Raw genomic sequence first — 18162 nt, 5'->3', positions numbered from 1 at the left:
GCCGCCGGCGACGCCTGTTTTTCACCGTCCCGTGGTGCTCAGCCCGTTCCGCATCCGGCTCCCGGGAATCGCCGCCAGCAGCTCCTTCGTGTACTCCGACTCCGGTTCCGCCAGCACCTGGGCCGCCGGGCCCAGCTCCACCAGCGTGCCTTCGCGCATGACCCCGACGTGGTCCGCGAGCTGGCGGACCACGGCCAGGTCGTGCGAGATGAACAGGTACGACAAGCCCATCGAGGACTGCAGGTCTGCCAGCAGCCGCAGGATCTGGGCCTGCACCGAGACGTCCAGCGCCGACACCGGTTCGTCGCACACCACCAGGTCCGGCTTCAGCGCAAGGGCCCGGGCGATCGCCACCCGTTGCCGCTGGCCGCCGGACAGTTCCGCCGGCTTCCGGCGCGCCACCGACGACGGCAAGGCCACCTGTTCCAGCAGCTCGGAAACGCGGGCACGGCGATCCGGCACCCCGAACGCCCGCAGCGGTTCCGCGACGACGTCCTCGATGGAGAACTTCGGGTTGAGCGACGCGTACGGGTTCTGGTAGACGATCTGCATCCGCCGCCGCAGCCGGCGCAGGTCGCCGCCCGGCAGTGCGGTGATGTCCCGGCCGTCGAACTCGACCGTGCCGGCCGAGGGCGTTTCGAGCCGCAGGACCATCCGCGCGGTCGTCGACTTGCCCGAGCCGGACTCGCCGACCAGGGCCAGGGTCTGCCCGCGCGGGATGTCGAACGAGACGCCGTCCACCGCGCGGATCCCGCCGTCGAACGTCTTCGCCAGGTCTCGCACCGAAACCAGCGGCTCGGCGGGCGGCGCTGCCGGACGCAACGCACTCGACATGCTCGGCGCCGCCGCGAGCAGCTGCCGCGTGTACGGATGCGTGGGCGCGCTGACCACTGACGAGCCTTCCTCGACCACAGAACCCTGCGAGAGCACCACGATCCGCGACGCCCGATCGGCCGCGACGCCGAGGTCGTGCGTGATCAGCAGGATCGCCGTGCCGGAATCCGCGGCCAGCGACGTCAGGTGGTCGAGGATCCGCCGCTGCACGGTGACGTCCAGAGCGCTGGTCGGCTCGTCCGCGATGATCAGCTTCGGCCGTCCGGCCAGCGCGGCCGCGATGAGCACGCGCTGCCGCAGGCCACCGGACAGCTGGTGCGGGTACTGCCGGGCCCGCAGTTCCGGCGACGGCACGCCGGCGCGTTCGAGCAGTTCGATCGCCTGCAGGGACGCGGTGCGCCGCTCTGCGAGTCCGTGGATCCGCAGCACCTCCGCGACCTGGTCGCCGATCCGGTGCACCGGGTTCAGCGAGACCGCCGGATCCTGCGGGACCAGCGCGATCTCGCGCCCGCGCACTCCGCGCCACTGCTTGTCCGAGAGGCGAAGCAGGTCCCGGCCGTCGAAGGTGATCGCGCCGCCGTCGACCCGGCCGCCGCGCGGGAGCAGCCCGATCGCCGCGTGCGCGGTCGTCGACTTGCCCGAGCCCGATTCGCCGACGACGGCGACCACTTCTCCCTCGCCGACGTCGAACCCGACGTCCCGCACGGCCGGCACCGCCTGGTACGACACGGCCAGATCCGTGATGCGCAGCAGGGTCATCGGTCTCCTCCGTCCAGCGCGCGGGACAGCCGGTTCGCGGCGAGGACCACCGCCGCCACCGTCAGGCCCGGGAACGTCGTCATCCACCACGCGGTGGCCAGGAAGCTGCGCCCGCCCGCGACGAGCGAGCCCCACTCCGGCGTCGGCGGTGTCGCGCCGAAGCCGAGGAAGCTCAGCGCGGACACCTCGAGCACGGCGGTGCCGAGGGTGAGCGTCGCCAGCGCGAGCACCGGGCCCGCCGCGTTCGGCAGGACGTGCCGCAGCAGCACGCCCGACCAGCGCACTCCGGAGGCCCGTGCCGCCTCGACGAACACACCGTTGCGCACGCGAAGCACCTCTGCGCGCATTACCCGCGCGAAGGACGCCAGGTTCGCGATGCCGACGGCGATCGCGACGTTCGTCGTGCCGAAGCCGAGCGCCGTGACCAGGGCCAGCGACAAGAGGATCGGCGGGATGGCCAGGAAGACGTCGACGACCCGCATGATCGCGGTGTCGGCCCAGCCTCCGCGGAACCCGGCGAGCAGGCCGAGCGCCGAGCCGGCGAGGAGCGCCACGAGCACGGCGATCGCGGTGGCCCGCAGCGAGAGCGACGCACCGTGGATCACGCGCGCGTAGACGTCCCGGCCGGTTTCGTCGGTGCCGAACAGGTGGTGCAGCGACGGCCCGTGCAGCCGTTCGGCCGGGACGCCGGTGATCGGGTCGTGCCCGGTCAGCAGGGCCGGCACGAACGCCGCGAGCAGCACGAACGCCAGCACGGCGACAGCCAGCAGGAGCCCGGGCGGCACTTTCACGTGAAAGTGCCGCGCGGGGGCTTCGGCGAGGTCAACCACGGGCCACCTCCGGCGTCCGGGCGATGCGCGGGTCGAGCAGCGGGTACAGCAGGTCGACGAGGAGGTTGAGCGCCACGAACACCAGCGCGGCCAGCACGATCACCGCCTGCACCACCGGGACGTCCTGCGCGGTGACGGCGGCCGCGGTGATCCGGCCGACGCCGTCGCGCGAGAACACCGTTTCGGTGATCACCGAACCCGCGACGAGGTTGCCCGCGACCACGCCGGCGACTGTCAGCGCCGGCACCGCCGCGTTGCGCAGCAGGTGTCCGAAGTGGACGCGCCAGCGGCTCGCGCCCTTCGTCGCGGCGATCTCCGCGTACGGCTCCTCCTGCTGGGTGGCGAGGCTCTTCGCCAGCACCTGCCCGATGATCGCGCCGGTCGGCAGGGCCAGCGTGACGGCGGGCAGGATGATCGTCTCGAAGCCCTGGGTGCCGAGGGCGGGCAGCAGCCGCAGCCGGAACGAGAAGAACTGGATCAGCAGCAGCCCGACCCAGAACGGCGGCAGCGAGATCGCCAGCGACGGCAGCGACAGCAGCGCCTGCCGCAGCCAGCGGAACCGCGTGAACGTCCCGAGGAACGCCGACCCACCGCCGAACAGGACGGCGAACACCAGGGCCAGACCGGTCACCGCGAGCGTCGGCGGCAGTGCCGTCACGACCATGTGCGACGCGTCGTCGCCGGTCGCGACGCTGCGGCCGAAGTCGCCGTGCAGGGCCGAGACCAGCCGTTTCAGGTACTGCACGGGCAGGGGCGAGTCGAGGCCGTACTCGGCGCGGGCGGCGGCGAGCTGCTCGGGCGTCGCCGACGAACCGGCCTCGCCGCTGGCGAGCTTCGCCGAAACGGCGTCCCCCGGCAGCAGGTAGAGGATCAGGAACGACAGCGTGAACGCCGCCCACAGCACGAACACCGCCTGCCCGAAACGGCGGAGCAGGTAGCGCCTCACGACAGCCACGCGTCGAAGAGCTGCAGCCGTGATGACGCTTCGAAGTCGACGGCGTGCGCCTTCGAGCTCAGCGCGACGACCTGGGTCAGCTCGAACACCGGGATGGCGTAGGCGTGTTCGATGATCAGCTTCTGCGCCTCGTCGGCGGACGGCTTGCGCTTCGCGATGTCCACAGTGGACGACTGGGCGTCGAGCGCAACATCCAGGGGGTTGCCCGGTGTGAGCTTGCTGCGGTTGCCGGCCTTGGTGGAGAACTGGCCGCGCAGGATGTCCGGGTCGGCGCGGGTCACGTTGTACCAGAGGAAGTCGTAGTCGCCGGACAGCTGGATCTGCGTGGTCTCGGCCGTGGTGTGCTGCTCGATCTTCAGGTCGAAGCCGATCTTGCGGAGCTGCTGCTGGATCAGTTCCAGGACGCTGCGGTTCTGGTTGAACACCGGCGAGAACACCACCGACGCGCTCAGCTTCTGCCCGTCCTTGACGCGGATCCCGTCCGGTCCGGGCGCCCAGCCGTCGCCGTCGAGCAGCGCGGCCGCGCCCTTCTGGTCGTACGCCAGCTGCTGCGAGAGGTCGCTGACCAACGGTGTCGCCGAGCCGAGGATGCTCGTGGCCGCCTTGTAGCTGGGCGTCAGCACGGTGTTCACGACCTCGGCGCGGTCGACGCCCTTGAGCACGGCCTGGCGCACCTTCTCGTCGGTGAGCACGCCGCGGGTGGTGTTGGCGTGCAGGTTGAACACGACGCCGGGGTTGGGCCGGATGTTCTCGGTGAAGCCGTTGGCGGTGAACTGCGGCTCGTCGACCGGCTGGATGTCGGTGGCCGCGTCGAGCTGGCCGGAGGCGAGGCTGCCGGTGCGGACGCCGGGCTCGGGCACGATCTTGTAGTCGATCTTGTCGAGGTAGGCCTCGCCGCTGTGCTTGAACAGCGACGAGCCCCACGCGTAGCCCTTTCGCTTGGCCAGCACGATTTCCTGGTTCTGCTTCAGGCTTTCGAACACGAACGGCCCGGAACCGATCAGGCCGTTGCCCTGGCAGCGCTGTTCCGGCGTCTTCCGATACGCCGCCGGAGCCAGGACGCCGAGCGAGACCGTCGAGCTGGCCTGCAAGAACTGCGCACTGGGCGCGGAGAACTCGAGGCGGACGGTCTGCGGGTCGACGACCGCCGAGGCCTTGTACGCGGCCAGGTAACCGTAGCCGAGCTGGGCCTTCGTGCCGAGGGCCTTGATGCCGTCGAAACTCGTCTTCACGGCGGCGGCGTCGACCGGGCTGCCGTCGGAAAACGTCGCGCCGGGACGCAGGTGGAAGGTGAACGCCGTCGAATCGGCGCTCACGTACCACTTCTCGGCCAGCCACGGCTTGATCTCGCCGGTCTTCGAGTCCTGGTCGGTCAGCGAGTCGACCAGCTGGCGGCCGACGTTGATCGACGCGTTCGTGGCGACCTGCTGCGGGTCGAGGCAGTCGGGCGCGGACGAGATGCCCAGTCTCAGCGTGCCGCCGGGCTTCGGCGGGCCGGCATCGGCGGCCTGTTCGGTGCCCGCGGCGGAGCAGGCGGTCAGCAGCACGGGCAGAGCGAGCAGGGCCGCGGCGTTGCGGGCAAAGGAAAGTCGGGACACCGGACGGCCTCCAGCCGGAAATGGTTGCGTCTTCGGACCCGACGCTAGTCATGCGCTTGAGACCGTCCCACTGTGCGAACCGGCGTCTCAATGATTGGTACCGCGAGGACGTGCCCTTGACACAAAGCCTGGGCGAAGCGCTCGTCGGTGCGGATCCGTCTGCTTCGCAGAACACGATCATCGTGCCGACAGCGGGCCCCGTGCCGTCAAGTCGTTCCACCCGCCGGGCATCCTTCACGCCGAGACGGTCACGGACCACAATCGCGCTCATGACGACCCAGCCCGAACGACGCACGACCTCCGAGGTGTTCCGCATGGACATCCGGATCGACCTCGCCGGCCGAGCCGGCGATGCGGCCCTCGTCGCCGCCCGGCTGTCCACCGCGTTGGACGGCCTGGCGAGCGTCGACGTCACGACCGTCCATCCTCGGCCCGCGGCGGCCGGACCGGCCGCCACCGCGAAGCCGGGGCCGCACCTCAGACTGGTCTCCGACCCGCTCCTTCGCATCGAAACCGATTCCCGGCGCGCGGTCCTGCTGGGCAACCTGCTCACGCTGACCCGGCTGGAGTTCGATCTGCTGCGTTTCCTGCGCGCGCACCCGGACCGGGTCTTCACCCGCGCCGCGCTGAAATCCGCGCTCTGGCCGCGGCAGCACGGCGGCGATCGGACGGTCGACGTCCACGTCCGCAAGCTCCGCGCCAAGCTCGAGCCACACCTGGATCCGATCACCACGGTCCGCGGCGTCGGCTACCGCTTCGAGGGATCAGCGCGGGTAGCCCTGGTCTGAACCGCTGCCGAACAGGAGAATTCTCGTGGCTGACGTCCCCTTGTCGGTGCTGGGCCTCGTCCCGATCAGTTCGGGGTCCGACGTCGCCGAAGCCGTGCGCAACACCGTCGACCTCACCCGGCGGACCGAAGCATTCGGTTACCACCGCTGAAGGTTCGCCGAACATCACCTCAACCCCGGCGGCATCACCGGCATCCCGGCCGCGAACATCGTCGCGCTGGCCCGCGAAATGGCCGCGAAACGAACCCTGGTCACGGTGACGTGGTCCCTGCAGCACGCCGAACACGGCGAACAGCCGGTGTGGGCAGGCATCGCCCTGGCCGCGATGCTGGGACAGATCGGCCTGCCGGGCGGCGGGTTCGGCCACGGCTACGGCTCGATGGGCGACGTCGGCGGCACCGGGCCGGAGCTGCGGATCCCGTACCTTCCGCAGGGCGTGAACCCGGTCGAGGAGTACATCCCGGTCGCGCGGATCGCCGACCTGCTGCTGCACCCCGGCGAGACCTACGATTACAACGGCGAAGCTCGCCGCTACCCGGACACGCGGCTCGTCTACTGGGTGGGCGGCAACCCGTTCCACCACCACCAGGACCTCAACCGCCTCCGCCGCGCGTTCACCCGCCCCGACACGGTGATCGTCCACGAGCCACACTGGACGGCCACCGCCCGGCACGCCGACATCGTGCTGCCCGCCACGACCGCGTTGGAACGCGAGGACATCGGCTCCGGCCGTCGCGACACCCACGTGATCGCGATGCACCGGATCGCCGCGCCCGCCGGCGAAGCGCGTGACGACTACGCGATTTTCGCCGCGCTGGCGGAGCGGCTCCGCGTTTCTGCGGAATTCACCGAAGGCCGCACGACCCGGCAGTGGCTGGAACACCTCTACGACGGCTGGCGCGACACGCCGTCGTTCGCGGAGTTCTGGGCCGCGGGCGAGCTGCGGCTCCCGCCCGGCCGTGAGCACCACACGCTGTTCGCGGACTTCCGCGCCGACCCGGACGCGCATCCCCTGCCCACCCCGAGCGGCCGCATCGAAATCACGTCGGCGACCGTCGCCGGGTTCGGCTACCCGGACTGCCCCGGCCACCCGGTCTGGCTGCCGCCGACCGAGTCGGGGCCGCTGTGGCTGATCGCGAACCAGCCGCACACCCGCCTGCACAGCAACTCGACGCGGGCGAGGTCAGCCAGGCGGGCAAGGTGGCCGGCCGCGAACCGATCCGGCTCAACCCGGCCGACGCGGCGCACCGCGGCATCTCGCCCGGCGACGTCGTCCGGGTGTTCAACACCCGCGGCGCCTGCCTCGCGGGCGCCGTCCTGGACGACGCCGTCCGGCCGGGGTGTCGTCCAGCTCGCGACCGGCGCCTGGTTCGACCCGGTCGACGACCACCCCACCGGCCTGCTGTGCGCCCACGGCAACCCGAACGTCCTGACCGCCGACATCCCGTCGTCCCGCCTGTCGCAAGGCTGCGCCGGACAGCACGCCCTGGTCGAGATCGAGCGATTCACCGGCCCGGTCCCGGAAGTACGGGCCTGGCGGCCACCGATCGAGAGAGGAAACCGATGATCGAGTTGCAGCCCGTGACGTCCGAAAGCCGGTTGCGCGAAGCCTTCGGCTGCTTCCCCTCCGGGGTCACCGCCGTGTGCGCCCTCATCGACGGTGTCCCCCACGGGATGGCCGCCAGCTCCTTCACGTCGGTCTCGCTGGCTCCGCCGCTGGTGTCGATCTGCATCCAGCGCACGTCGTCGACGTGGCCAAGGCTGCGGGACCGGCGCCGGCTCGGCTTGAGCGTCCTCGCCGAGGGCCAGGACGAAGCCTGCCTTCGGCTGTCGGCGCGCCAAGGTGACCGCTTTCGCGACGTCGAGTGGGAGCCCGGGCCCCACAGCAGCGTGTTCATCAGCGGTTCGAGCGCCTGGCTGGAGTGCTCGCTGCACGAAGAAGTCCTCGCTGGCGACCACCTGATCGCCCTGCTGCGCATCCACGGCCTGCACACGGCCGAAACCCCGCCCCTGGTCTTCCACGGCAGCCGGTTCCGCCGGCTCGCCGCGGTGTGAAGGCCGGCCGAGCAACGAGGCGGTGGACAGGCAGCAGCGGCAGCCCGGACCGGCGGGTGGCATGAGACGCAGGCGCTCGCGTCGGCGTTTCAACCGCCGCAGCCCCCGCCACCTCCGCCGCCGCCACCTCCACAGGAACCGCCACCCCCGCCGCAGGAGCTGCCGCCGTAGAAGCCGGCGAACCCACCGCCGGCGGCACCCGCGAAGCGGCCGCCATGGCTGGAAGTGCGTGCAGTCGAGCGCCGCGTGGCGCGCGCGACAGCCAACCGGACGTCCTTGTCGGGATGCCCGGCGAGGCCGCCCGAGGCGACCAAGCCCGACGGGCCGGCCACGAACGTCCCTGCCCGGCGCGCCTCGTCGGCGGCCACCCGGCCGGCGGCGGTGGCCGTGACCCGCGGTTCGCTGCGCGCCTTGACCGTGCTGGCGATCGCCGCGACCGTGCCGACCGCCACCAGCCCGAGCAGGTACCCCACCGGATGCCCGGTGCTCGACCCGGCGACCATCCGGACGACGCCGAGTACGACCAGCAGCCAGGCCGCCACCGCGGTGGACACCCAGCTCGAGCGCACTTTCCGGGGATCAGTGAGCAGGCCCCGGGCGATCAGCCCGGCCTGCTGCTCCGCCACCGCCGGCTGGTCCCCGACCGCGTTGCGGATCCAATCGACCGAGGCGCCGTGCTTGCCGATCCTGCCCAGGGCCGCCCGGCCCAGGTCGTCGGACGCTGTGCCCTGGACGCGTGAGAGCCGTCCGGTGCTGTCGAGCCGGACGATCTGCTGCTCCAGCAGCCGCGCGACGACGACCTCGCCAACGCGCGGGCGGCCACCGGTCAGCAACGCGAGCTCTTCTGCCGTCTCGGGGACACCGCCCGCGCGGCCGCGCCGCAGCAGCCGGAGGCGCACCGCTGCAGACAGCGCCGGCAGGACCAGGAGGCTCAGGCAGAGACCTGCGAAAACCGGGCCGGAAATGTTCCAGGTGTCGGTCATGACTCCGCCTCCATCGTCCGTGTGCGAAGACTACGTTCGAGGACGGGCGGCGGGTTGCTCTCTTGAGGAGGATTTAAGTGGCGGAGTTTGACGCGTGCTTCGTCGGTGAAGAACTGCCAGCGGACCTGGCGCCGTTCGGTGTCGATGGTGCGTTGCCAGGCGGCGAGTTCGGTGTTGAGGGCGTCGATGAGCTTCCCCCGGTTGGGTGTGGGACGGGGAACAAACCACCCCACCAGAATGACCTTGCCGATGGCGATCCGGCCGTGTCGGCGTCACGGTGGTGCACCGCGGCCTGGTGGAAACCGAGCGGACGGCCGGGCTCGTGGCGAGCCGGACAGGGGCCACCGGGTCCACGGAGGACCAGGTCCGCGCCGGTCTGCCTGACCATCACTTGGACTCCACCTTGCCCAGCGGCTGGGCCGTCCGGTTCAGGGCGTCGACCGCGCGAGCCCAAGCCGGGTCGCCGGGGTAGAGCTGACTGCGCAGGTAGGCCCACGACATCGCCCGGAGCAGGGCGACTCGCTGCGGGTTCTCGTCCTTGGTTTCCTTCGCGTCGTAGCCCGCGACACCACCGAGCGAATGCTGTGCGCCGAACAGGGTCAGCAGGCTTTTCGGGCCGGGGCTCTGGAAGTAGGCGTCGGACCGCCAGTCTCGGCACGCGGAGAAGGCCGGGTTGAAGTCGTTGTCGCCGTACACGATCAGGGCCGGCTTGGTCATGGTGCCGAAGGTCAGCGTCCGCATCGCGGGCGACTGCGCCTTCGCGGGCGGCGTGAGGTCGGCGCCGTTGCCGGCGGGTGCCATGGCGATGCCGGCCTTGATCCGGTCGTCGGCGAGATCCAGCGGTCCATCCACCGGGTCGGTCACGCCCTGGCCCAGGAGCATGGTCGCGGTGGTGCCGCCCATGGAGTGCCCGACGACGGCGATCCGGCTGCTGTCCGGACGCCCGCGCAGGCCCGGCACAGTCGTCTGGATTTCGTCGAGGTGGCCGAGGAGGTGCGTCATGTCCTGGACCCGGGACCGCCAGTGCAGAGACGCCTCCGGGTCGTTCTCGTCGCGCAGGCCCAGCGTCGTCGAGTCCAGGTGGGTGGGCTGGATGACGACGAAGCCGTGCGCGGCGAAGAAGTCCGCCAGCGGCGCATAGCCGTGGAGTGAGGAAAGGTGGTTCGAGGAGCCGTGTCCGTGTGACAGCAGGATGACCGGCAGTTCCTTGCCGGTGGCCGGCGCGGAAACCTTGACCTGAAGGGCGACCGGCCGCCCGGGGACGGCCATGGTGAGGGGCTGGAAGGTCGTCACGGCGGAGGGCCGGCTGACGGGTATCCCGCCTTCCAGGAACGACGAGCGGCTCGCCACCGCTTCGCCACCGGCCGCACGCAGGCCGTGTTCTTCGATTCGCATTCAATATCCTTGAGTAGGGCCGACGAGGGCGGAACGGATGATTCGCGTTACGGCGATGACGACGATGACGACCGGACCGAAAAGGTTGAAAGTGAACATGGTTCCGTAGATGTCGTCAGTGCTCCAGGTGTGTCCGGCGGCGTCGGTCACCGTACGGCCGGCCTGAGTGAAGAAAAGAACCATCGTGGTGGCTGCGAGCAGGAAATAGATGGCGACGGCCAACGCGACGGGCTCACTCTGCCTGTTGTCGAGGGAGGGATCGACCGACCGGCGGCGGCCGGCCAGCACCAGAGCGAAGATCTGGAAGAAGACGTAAGTGACGAACCACCATCCGAGGTAGTTGGTCCAAGGCACGCCGAAGACGGCGCCGCCGCGATCCCAGATCCAGTTCTTCTGGATGGTGGCGCTGACCGAATCGGCGCCGAGATCGAACATGGTCATCAGGGCGGCGGCGACCACGGGCAAAACGACGATGTCGACGCGGCGGGCCCGGTTGCCGCGATCACCCAGGCTCCGGTCGGCGTTGTCGAACAACGCGGCCGTGGTCAGCCAGCAGACCATCGCGAGTGAGCAATAGGCCACTGCGACCTGGATCGGGAAGTCGCCGATCCGCGGGCCGCCGCCGGGATAGTGATAGCCGCCGAACGGAAAGCCGGTGGAGATGCTCAAGTTCTCGAAGGCGTTCGCGACGACGAAGGTGACGGCGAAGAACAGTCCCGTCATTCGCCAGCCGTAGCGCCGACGGGCCAGGACGACGGCGAGGGGTATCGCGAAGAACATGACGACGGGTGTCGTGATGCCGAGGACGGGCTGGACGACGACCACCAGCGCCGCGATCGCGACGAGGACGCGGCCGGCGACGGTCCAGCCGTAGCGCGGCGGTGAATTTCCCGCGGGGTGCACGCGGCCGGTGGGTTTGACAGTGGTCATGCAACCTCTTCTCGGCGGTACGCCGACGACAATCTAATCGGCGTTCTGATTCTAATCACTGTATAGATTAGCCCGTCTAGACTCAAGGGGTGCCAGCCAGCGAGACCAGGAGCACCTACCACCACGGTGCCCTGCGAGAAGAGTTGATCCGAGCCTGCGTCGCGCTGATCGAGAGTGAGGGCATCGGCGCGGTCAGCCTTCGCCGCGTCGCGAGAGAAGCCGGCGTGAGCCCTGGAGCCCCCTACCATCACTTCGCCGACCGGGCTGAGCTGCTCACCACCATCACGGCACGCGGCTTCGAACGACTGGTGACCGAGATGCGGGCGGCGCACGAGAGCGCCGGCACCCCGGTGGAAGCCCTGGGGGCCATGATCGAGGCTTACGTGAGGTTCTCCCGTGAGCACACCGCGTACGCCCGGCTCATGTACCGCCCGGAGTTGTCCGAGACGACGAAGGGACACACGGCCGCGACCCACGCGCAGGAGGGGATGAAGCTGGTCACCGACACGGTGATCGCGGCCCAGCGCGAAGGCGCCGCCCCGGCCGGCGACCCGGTTCCGCTGGTGACCATGCTGTGGTCGGTGGCTGTCGGCCTGGCGGTGCTGTCGATCGACGGGCCGCTGGCCGGCGCGTCGGCCAGCCGCGGCTCCAGCGTCCCCGAACTGACGGCGCAGGTCACCGCCCTGCTCCAGCGGATGCTCGTCAACGCCGACAAGTGACAGGCACCGCGCCGGCCCTGCTGCAGCAGGGCCTCCTGCCGCTACCGCAAATCACCGACCGGGCCGCCGTCTCCGGCCGGGACGAACCGAGGCAGCCGGGCCGGGTTGAGGTTGGCACCCCGGGACCAGCTCGGGCTGATCTTCATGTGCTGCCACCCGGCGCTGGACCCCGCTGTCCGCACAGCACTGACGTTGCGCGCGGTGCCGGCACCCGAAACGATCGCCGAGCAGCTGAACTGCGTGCTCCGGCTGGGCGGTCGTCCACCGTCACGCGGGTGGTCGGCGCGTTCAACCGCCGGCAGGACATGCGTGCGGTCGTCGACGTCGCCTGACGCACCGGCAGTTGCGTCACGGTCGCGAGTTCCGGAGGGCGTCCAGCGCGGCGGCGTGCGAGACAACGGGCTGGTACCCGAGTTCGGTCACGGCCTTGTCGGTCCGCAGGGTGCACGTCTGCCCGAGGAACCATCGAGCGGGTACGGGGACCGTACGGGCGGCAGTCTCGGCGTCCAGCTCGGTGGTCGGCTTGTCGACGCCGTAGATCTCGAAGACGGTCTCCCAGAAATCGCGGAAGGTGACGCGGTGCTGGTCGGTGACGAAGTAGGCCTGGCCCGGCCGGCCACGCTGCCAGCCGAGTACGAGGCCCTCGACGCAGTTGTCGACGAAGGTGATCTCAGTCGTGTGCCGGCCGCCTTCGATCCAGGCGAACTGCCCCGCCTTCACCATCTCGATCAGCATGTCGATCAGGATGCTGCCGGGACCCCAGACCATCCTCGGGCGGATCGACACCGTGGCGAAGCCCGGTCCGTTCGCGTCGAGCACGATCTTCTCGGCGTCGGCCTTGACCGCGCAGTAAACGGCCTCCGAATCCGGCCGCAGCGGCGCGGTCTCGTCGGCTTCCACGAGCGGGTCCCCGGCCAGGAGCACAGCTTCGGTTCCACAATGGACGAACCGGGGAACCTTCGCGTAGCGGGCCGTCTCCACCGCTGCCTGGGTGCCGCGAACCGTCACCAGCTCTTGACGCGCACGATCGGCGGAGATGTCGGTCTCGGCAGCGAGGTGGAACACCACCTCGCTGCCCGTCACCTCGTCCTGCCACGTGGCCGGGTCGGTGAGCTCGCCGCGCACGGGTTCCGCGCCCAGCGCCGACACCTTCGCGGCCGAGTCCTCGCTGCGGACCAGGACGCGGACTGCATGTCCCTCGCTGAGAAGCCGGCGCACCAGCGCCTGGCCGATGAACCCTGAACCACCCGTGACGAACGTCTGTGCCATGAAACTCTCCTTCGTCGGAACCAGCCTTCACTGGGTGAAGCAGCCCGGGCCGCGAACCATTCCCTCCAAAAGATTCATACTTTGACGGCGTGCGATAAGATCCGTGGATGGCTTCTCTTCGGGCGCTGGAATGCCTCGTCGCGGTCGCGGACTCCGGCTCGGTCACCCAGGCCGCACGGCTGCTGCATTCATCGCAGCCCGCGGTCTCCCACCAGCTCGCCGCGCTGGAACGCGAGGCCGGAACACCCCTGCTTCGCCGCGAACCTCGGGGAGTCAAGCTCACTCCCGCCGGGCGGGCCGCGGTCGCGGACGCCAGGCGAGCGATCGAGGCGGCCGCCTCCGCGGTCCGGTCGGCCCGCGCCGTCGGCGAAGCGACCGGCGGAGCGCTGCGGCTGGCCTGCGCGCAGAGCCTGGTGTCCGTGCTCGCCCCGGTCATGCGCGAGTGGCACCAGCGTCACCCCGAGGTGGCGATCACCTTGCGTGAATCCGTGTCGGCAGAAGAGCTCCACGGCTTCGTCGACGCCGACGAAGCCGACGTCGTGCTGATGCCCGCACCCGTACCCGAGCGGTTCACGACCACCGCGGTCGCTGACGAGGAGATCGTGCTGGCCGCACCGAGGGACCACGTCTTCGCCCGGCAGCCGGTCGTGCGCGTACCGGATCTCGACGGCGTGCGCCTCGTGCACTTCGCCCCGGACAACGGCCTCAGCACGTGGCTCGACCGGTCCCTCACCAAGGCCGGCGTCCGCCCGGAGCCCGTGATGCGGACATCCGTGACCGCCGCGGCCCCGCAACTCGCGGCCGCCGGCCTGGGCGTCGCGGTATGCCCGGTGAGCGCAATCAGCGCCGGCTTCCCGGGCGCGGTCCGATCGTTCTCACCACGCTGGGTCCGGCAACTGGTGGCGGTCACCCCCGCCACACTCGACCCGCTCGCGGCGCGGTTCATCACCAGCATGCGCAGGTACGGCGTGCGCGTCCCCCGCGACGTGCGGGTTCAACTCAGCGAAGAGGTGATATGAGAAAAATCTATCCCTGTCCTCATATCTATCGATACTGAGACGGGAAGGTTGGCTCCTCGCCGGTAGTTGCACAGGCGGTCAGGGCACGGGCGTGCTGCCTGTCCTGCGTGACTTCGAGGAGCAATCGATGACGTATGCACTGGAGAACAAGCGCGTTCTGATCGTGGGGGGCAGCTCGGACATAGCTGCCGCGTTGGCCACCGATCTTCTGCGGGAAGGGGTGCGGGTCACGCTCGCGGGCCGGGACTTCGAGAAAACGGCTGTCGCGGCGAAGGCCGTCGGGGACGACGTCCGGCCCATGGCCCTCGACCTGTCGGACGAGGAGTCGATCCAGGCGGCCGCGGACGAGGCCAGGGCCGCAGGTGGCCTGGACCACCTCGTCAGCGTCGCCACGGAGCGAGCGAACGGGCCGGTCGTCTCCGCTGAGCGCCGCGCGGTGCTCGCGGCCTTCGACGCCAAGGTTTTCGGCCCGATCCTGCTGGCCAAGCACTTCGCGCCGGTGATCGCCGAGGAGGGTTCGCTGCTGTTCTTTTCCGGGCTGGGCGCGTGGCGGCCGGCGCCGGGAGGTGTCGTGATGGCGGCGACCAACGGCAGCGTGAGCGCGCTCGTGTCCGCTCTCGCGGTCGAGCTGGCGCCCACTCGCGTCAACGCGATCTCGCCGGGCGTGATCGCCACCAGCGCCTGGAACACCGCTGTCCCCGACAGGGACCTGCTGTTCCAGCGCGTCGCGGCCACCGCGCCGGCACGCCGTGTCGGGGAGCCCTCCGACGTCTCGGCCGCCGCCCGCGCGCTGCTGATCAACCCGTTCATCACCGGCGAAACCCTCCACGTCGACGGCGGAGCGCGCTGGGCCTGACCACCACATTCATCGCGACTGGAAGAAAGAACCAACTCATGAGCAGCATCAGCATCATCGGCCTGGGAAACATGGCCCGCACCATCGGCGCCCGGGCGGTCGGCGGCGGCAATGCCGTCGAGGTCATCGGCCGCGACGCGGCCAAGGCCGCGAGCGTCGCCCAAGCGCTCGGCGACGCCACGATCGGGACGTTCGGCACCGCACCGGCCGGCGACCTCGTCATCCTCGCCGTGCCGCACGCCGACGCCGCGCCGGTCGTCGCCCGGTACAGGGATGCGCTGGCGGGCAAGGTCATCGTCGACATCGCCAACGCTTTCGACGCCGACGCCACCGGGCTGACCACCCCGGCCGGCACTTCCATCGCGCAGGAGATCGCCAAGGTCGCTCCGGCCGGCGCGCACGTCGTCAAGGCGTTCAACACCGTCTTCGGTCACATGCTGGCCAAGGGCGGCCCGCTGGACGTGCTCATCGCCGGCGACGACGCCCAGGCCAAGGCGAGTGTGTCGGCGTTCATCAAGAGCCTCGGGCTGCGTCCGCTGGACACCGGCCCGTTGGAAATGGCGCGCTGGCTGGAGGGAATGGGCCTGGTGATGATGGGCCTGGGCCGTCACGGCGCGGGAAACTTCGACTTCAGCCTCGGCGTCAGCACTTCCGGCTGAGCGCGCGCCCGCCCCTGGCGCCGGACCGTCCCGATCACTCGACCACCCAGAGCAATCTCACCGTACTTGCCGCGCCGGCCGCCTGGCGCGGCAAGTACCCCAAGGAGCCGAAAATGTCCGACACCACCCAGGCACCGGCCGCGACCGGCAGCACGCCCGCTTCCGGTCGGCCGGCCCCGCGGTTTCCGCTGCCGGCGCTGATCGTGATGGCCTGCACCACTTTCATCGGCATCGTGACCGAAACGATGCCGGCCGGGCTGCTCCCGCAGATCGCCGGCGGACTCCGCGTCTCCGACGGCTCGGCCGGACAGCTCGTCAGTGCCTACGCGGTCGGCGCGGTCCTCGGGGCGATTCCCGCGGTCATGCTGACCCGCGGGGCGCGGCGCAAGCCGCTGCTGTGCCTCGGGCTGCTCGGATTCCTCCTCGCGAACACGGCCACCGCACTCGCCCCCGACCTGCCCGTCGCTCTCGCCGTCCGCTTCGTCGCGGGCGCGTTTTCCGGTCTGCTGTGGGGCATGCTCGCCGGATACGCCATCCGCATCACCGCTCCGGAGCGCGCCGGCCGCGCCCTGGCCATCGCCATGACCGGCATCCCGCTCGCGCTCGCCGCCGGAACTCCGCTGGGCACCTGGCTCGGCACGACGGTCGGGTGGCGCTGGGCGTTCGCCGGGACGGCCCTGTTCACCGCGGCCATCCTCGCCGGCGCGCTGATCGTCGTCCCCGACGCTCCGGGCCAGCACGCGCACACGCGTATCCCGCTCCGCAAGGTGCTGCGCATCCCCGGTCTGGCGACCATCCTCGCCGTCGTCTTCGGCTGGCTGCTCGCGCACAACCTCCTCTACACCTACATCGCCCCCTACCTGCGGCAGGAACACCTCGACCTGACACCCGACGTCGCGCTGGTCATCTTCGGCGTCGCCGCGATCGGCGGTGTCTGGATCACCGGCACGCTGGTCGACCGCATGCTCCGCCGACTCACCCTGGCCAGCCTGGGCCTGTTCATCGTCGCCGGCGTGATTCTCCTCGCCGCCCACGGATCCACGCCGCTCGCGATCCTCGCCATCATCCTGTGGGGACTCGCCTTCGGCGGCTCGGCGACACAGCTGCAGACCGCCGCGGGAGCAGCCACCGGTGAGCACGCCGACGCGGCCATCTCCATGGTCACCACCGCCTTCAACCTGGCGATCTTCGCAGCCGGTGCGGTAGGGGCGATCATCGTCGACGGCGTCGGCGCGAAGAGCCTGCCTGCAGTGATGACCATCCTCGCCGCCGTCGCGCTCATCGGAGTCGGTTTCGGCCGGCGCGCGGCGTTCCGGACCGGTCGCTGACCGGGTGAGCCGAGCCGGGGTCTGCTCGGCAACGCCGTGCCGCAGCGGTGTTGACCTCGGGGCCGCGGTCGATTCGCCGACCGGCGAGCCGCCCGGCGTGCCGCTCAGGGGTGGTGCCGCCTGGGGATCGCCGGGCGCGGGTTCGGCACCGTGACGCAGCTGGTCGAGGCGGGTTTCGAGGAGCTGCAGGATCGGCAACCGCCCGCCGTGGGCGTGTTCGTGCTCGTGCTCGTGCTCGACGAGGGTGCGGACCTGGTTCTCGTCGAGGGACCGGATGCGAGTTCGTGATCGGACATGGTGCCTCTTTCCTTCGCCTGCCGCCTACCCGGTGCCGCGCCGGGGAAACACGGGTTAGCCCGCAGCGGCCGTCGTCACCGGGGCGTCGAGCGGGATCGGACTGGAACTGGCGAAGCAGTTCGCCGACCACGGTTTCGACCTCGTGATCGCCGCCGAAGACGCCGAACTGATCAGCGCGGCGAAGCAGCTTCAGGAACGCGGTGCCGAAGTCGACTCCGTCCGCACCGACTTGGCCTCCTTCGCCGGTGTGGAAGAGCTGATGGCCCGCGTCGAGGCCGGCGGCCGCCCCATCGACGCGGTGGCGATCAACGCCGGGGTGAGCGTCGCCGGAGACGTCGCCGGGGACACCGACCTGCGTGCCCTGCTGAACACCATCAACCTCAACGTCACCTCCGCGGTGCACCTCGCCAAGCGGGCCACCCCCGCCATGGCTGCACGCCGCCACGGGCGGGTGCTGTTCACCTCGTCGATCGCCTCGACCGCGCCGGTTCCCCACAACGCCGTGTATTCGGCCTCGAAAGCGTTCATCACCTCCTTCGCCGAAGCCCTGCGGATCGAACTGGAGGACACCGGAGTCACGGTCACCACCCTGCTGCCCGGACCGACCGACACCGAGTTCTTCGAGCGGGCAGGCATGGAGGACACGAAGGTCGGCTCCGGCAAGAAGGACGACCCCGCCGAGGTCGCGCGGCAGGGTTACGAGGCGTTGATGAAGGGACAGCAGAAGGTCGTCGCCGGTTCGGTCGCCAACAAGGCGATGGCGGGGGTGTCGAGGGTCCTTCCGGATCGGATGAAGGCCACCGCCCAGGGCAAGCTGCACGAACCGGGCTCCGGGAACCCGGACTGATCGACCGGGACGTCGAAGCCGGGCGGATCAGGTGCGCGCGG

General features: G+C 70.4%; 18 protein-coding genes and 3 pseudogenes. 12 read left to right on the top strand and 9 right to left on the bottom strand.

Annotated features, from left to right (window positions below; all coding sequences use genetic code 11):
• Positions 1-21 precede the first annotated feature (21 nt).
• From AB0F15_RS00475 to AB0F15_RS00460, 4 genes are read right to left on the bottom strand one after another with little or no spacing between them, the layout of a single operon-like run.
• Positions 22-1593, bottom strand: coding sequence for an ABC transporter ATP-binding protein (locus AB0F15_RS00475; RefSeq protein ID WP_360262957.1), 1572 nt, complete (start codon positions 1591-1593; stop codon positions 22-24).
• Positions 1590-2423 carry an ABC transporter permease gene (locus AB0F15_RS00470; RefSeq protein ID WP_360262954.1) on the bottom strand — a complete coding sequence of 278 codons (834 nt, stop codon included), beginning with the start codon at positions 2421-2423 and terminating at the stop codon, positions 1590-1592. The genes AB0F15_RS00475 and AB0F15_RS00470 overlap by 4 nt, the downstream gene beginning before the upstream one ends.
• Positions 2416-3369 (bottom strand): ABC transporter permease, encoded by a 954-nt coding sequence (locus AB0F15_RS00465; RefSeq protein WP_360263828.1) that lies wholly within the window; start codon positions 3367-3369, stop codon positions 2416-2418. The genes AB0F15_RS00470 and AB0F15_RS00465 overlap by 8 nt, the downstream gene beginning before the upstream one ends.
• Positions 3366-4976, bottom strand: a complete 1611-nt coding sequence (locus AB0F15_RS00460) for an ABC transporter substrate-binding protein (protein ID WP_360262952.1) — start codon at positions 4974-4976, stop codon at positions 3366-3368. Before AB0F15_RS00460 ends, AB0F15_RS00465 begins: the two co-directional genes overlap by 4 nt.
• 269 nt (positions 4977-5245) lie before the next feature.
• On the opposite strand from AB0F15_RS00460, the gene AB0F15_RS00455 reads away from it, so the two are divergent.
• From AB0F15_RS00455 to AB0F15_RS00435, 5 genes and pseudogenes are all read left to right on the top strand, one after another.
• The gene (locus AB0F15_RS00455) at positions 5246-5764 is read left to right on the top strand and encodes a winged helix-turn-helix domain-containing protein (RefSeq protein WP_360262949.1); all 519 of its coding nucleotides are present in this window, start codon (positions 5246-5248) and stop codon (positions 5762-5764) included.
• Between the two features lie 25 nt (positions 5765-5789).
• Positions 5790-5915: a hypothetical protein gene (locus AB0F15_RS00450; RefSeq protein WP_360262946.1), complete on the top strand. Its 126-nt coding sequence runs from the start codon at positions 5790-5792 to the stop codon at positions 5913-5915.
• A 33-nt stretch (positions 5916-5948) separates the two neighbouring features.
• Positions 5949-6578 (top strand): annotated as a pseudogene (locus AB0F15_RS00445) (molybdopterin-dependent oxidoreductase); the annotation flags it as partial.
• Between the two features lie 311 nt (positions 6579-6889).
• A pseudogene (locus tag AB0F15_RS00440) lies at positions 6890-7048 on the top strand (molybdopterin dinucleotide binding domain-containing protein); the annotation flags it as partial.
• Between the two features lie 279 nt (positions 7049-7327).
• On the top strand, positions 7328-7819 hold the full coding sequence (locus AB0F15_RS00435; RefSeq protein WP_360263825.1) for a flavin reductase family protein: 492 nt from the start codon (positions 7328-7330) through the stop codon (positions 7817-7819).
• An 89-nt stretch (positions 7820-7908) separates the two neighbouring features.
• Here the strand turns inward: AB0F15_RS00435 and AB0F15_RS00430 are convergent, their stop codons facing one another.
• From AB0F15_RS00430 to AB0F15_RS00415, 4 genes are all read right to left on the bottom strand, one after another.
• Positions 7909-8802, bottom strand: a complete 894-nt coding sequence (locus AB0F15_RS00430; RefSeq protein WP_360262943.1) for a TIGR04222 domain-containing membrane protein — start codon at positions 8800-8802, stop codon at positions 7909-7911.
• Complete coding sequence (locus AB0F15_RS00425; protein ID WP_360262940.1) at positions 8799-9035, bottom strand: hypothetical protein; 237 nt, start codon at positions 9033-9035, stop codon at positions 8799-8801. The genes AB0F15_RS00430 and AB0F15_RS00425 overlap by 4 nt, the downstream gene beginning before the upstream one ends.
• 154 nt (positions 9036-9189) lie before the next feature.
• A complete protein-coding gene (locus AB0F15_RS00420; protein ID WP_360262937.1) occupies positions 9190-10197 on the bottom strand; it encodes an alpha/beta fold hydrolase in 1008 nt (335 codons plus the stop codon).
• A complete protein-coding gene (locus AB0F15_RS00415) occupies positions 10198-11127 on the bottom strand; it encodes a carotenoid biosynthesis protein (RefSeq protein WP_360262934.1) in 930 nt (309 codons plus the stop codon).
• An 89-nt stretch (positions 11128-11216) separates the two neighbouring features.
• Here AB0F15_RS00415 and AB0F15_RS00410 point away from each other — a divergent pair, with 89 nt between their 5' ends.
• Complete coding sequence (locus AB0F15_RS00410; protein ID WP_360262932.1) at positions 11217-11846, top strand: TetR/AcrR family transcriptional regulator; 630 nt, start codon at positions 11217-11219, stop codon at positions 11844-11846.
• 348 nt (positions 11847-12194) lie between these two features.
• Here AB0F15_RS00410 and AB0F15_RS00405 read toward each other — a convergent pair whose 3' ends face one another.
• Positions 12195-13115: an NAD-dependent epimerase/dehydratase family protein gene (locus AB0F15_RS00405; protein ID WP_360262929.1), complete on the bottom strand. Its 921-nt coding sequence runs from the start codon at positions 13113-13115 to the stop codon at positions 12195-12197.
• Between the two features lie 107 nt (positions 13116-13222).
• Here AB0F15_RS00405 and AB0F15_RS00400 point away from each other — a divergent pair, with 107 nt between their 5' ends.
• The 6 genes and pseudogenes from AB0F15_RS00400 to AB0F15_RS00375 all read left to right on the top strand — a co-directional run.
• The gene (locus AB0F15_RS00400) at positions 13223-14134 is read left to right on the top strand and encodes a LysR family transcriptional regulator (protein WP_360262926.1); all 912 of its coding nucleotides are present in this window, start codon (positions 13223-13225) and stop codon (positions 14132-14134) included.
• A gap of 127 nt (positions 14135-14261) precedes the next feature.
• The gene (locus AB0F15_RS00395) at positions 14262-14990 is read left to right on the top strand and encodes an SDR family oxidoreductase (protein ID WP_360262924.1); all 729 of its coding nucleotides are present in this window, start codon (positions 14262-14264) and stop codon (positions 14988-14990) included.
• 38 nt (positions 14991-15028) lie between these two features.
• On the top strand, positions 15029-15649 hold the full coding sequence (locus tag AB0F15_RS00390; protein ID WP_360262922.1) for an NAD(P)-binding domain-containing protein: 621 nt from the start codon (positions 15029-15031) through the stop codon (positions 15647-15649).
• 113 nt (positions 15650-15762) lie between these two features.
• Entirely contained in the window at positions 15763-16977 is a 1215-nt protein-coding gene (locus AB0F15_RS00385; protein ID WP_360262920.1) for an MFS transporter, read from the top strand.
• 150 nt (positions 16978-17127) lie between these two features.
• Positions 17128-17265 carry a hypothetical protein gene (locus AB0F15_RS00380; protein ID WP_360262918.1) on the top strand — a complete coding sequence of 46 codons (138 nt, stop codon included), beginning with the start codon at positions 17128-17130 and terminating at the stop codon, positions 17263-17265.
• Between the two features lie 85 nt (positions 17266-17350).
• Positions 17351-18121 (top strand): annotated as a pseudogene (locus tag AB0F15_RS00375) (SDR family NAD(P)-dependent oxidoreductase); the annotation flags it as partial.
• Between the last annotated feature and the right edge of the window lie 41 nt (positions 18122-18162).

Source organism: Amycolatopsis sp. NPDC026612 (genome assembly GCF_040638285.1).
GTDB lineage: Bacteria > Actinomycetota > Actinomycetes > Mycobacteriales > Pseudonocardiaceae > Amycolatopsis.
Note: the sequence above shows the minus strand (reverse complement) of the source record. Positions and strands in the feature narration are given on the sequence as shown.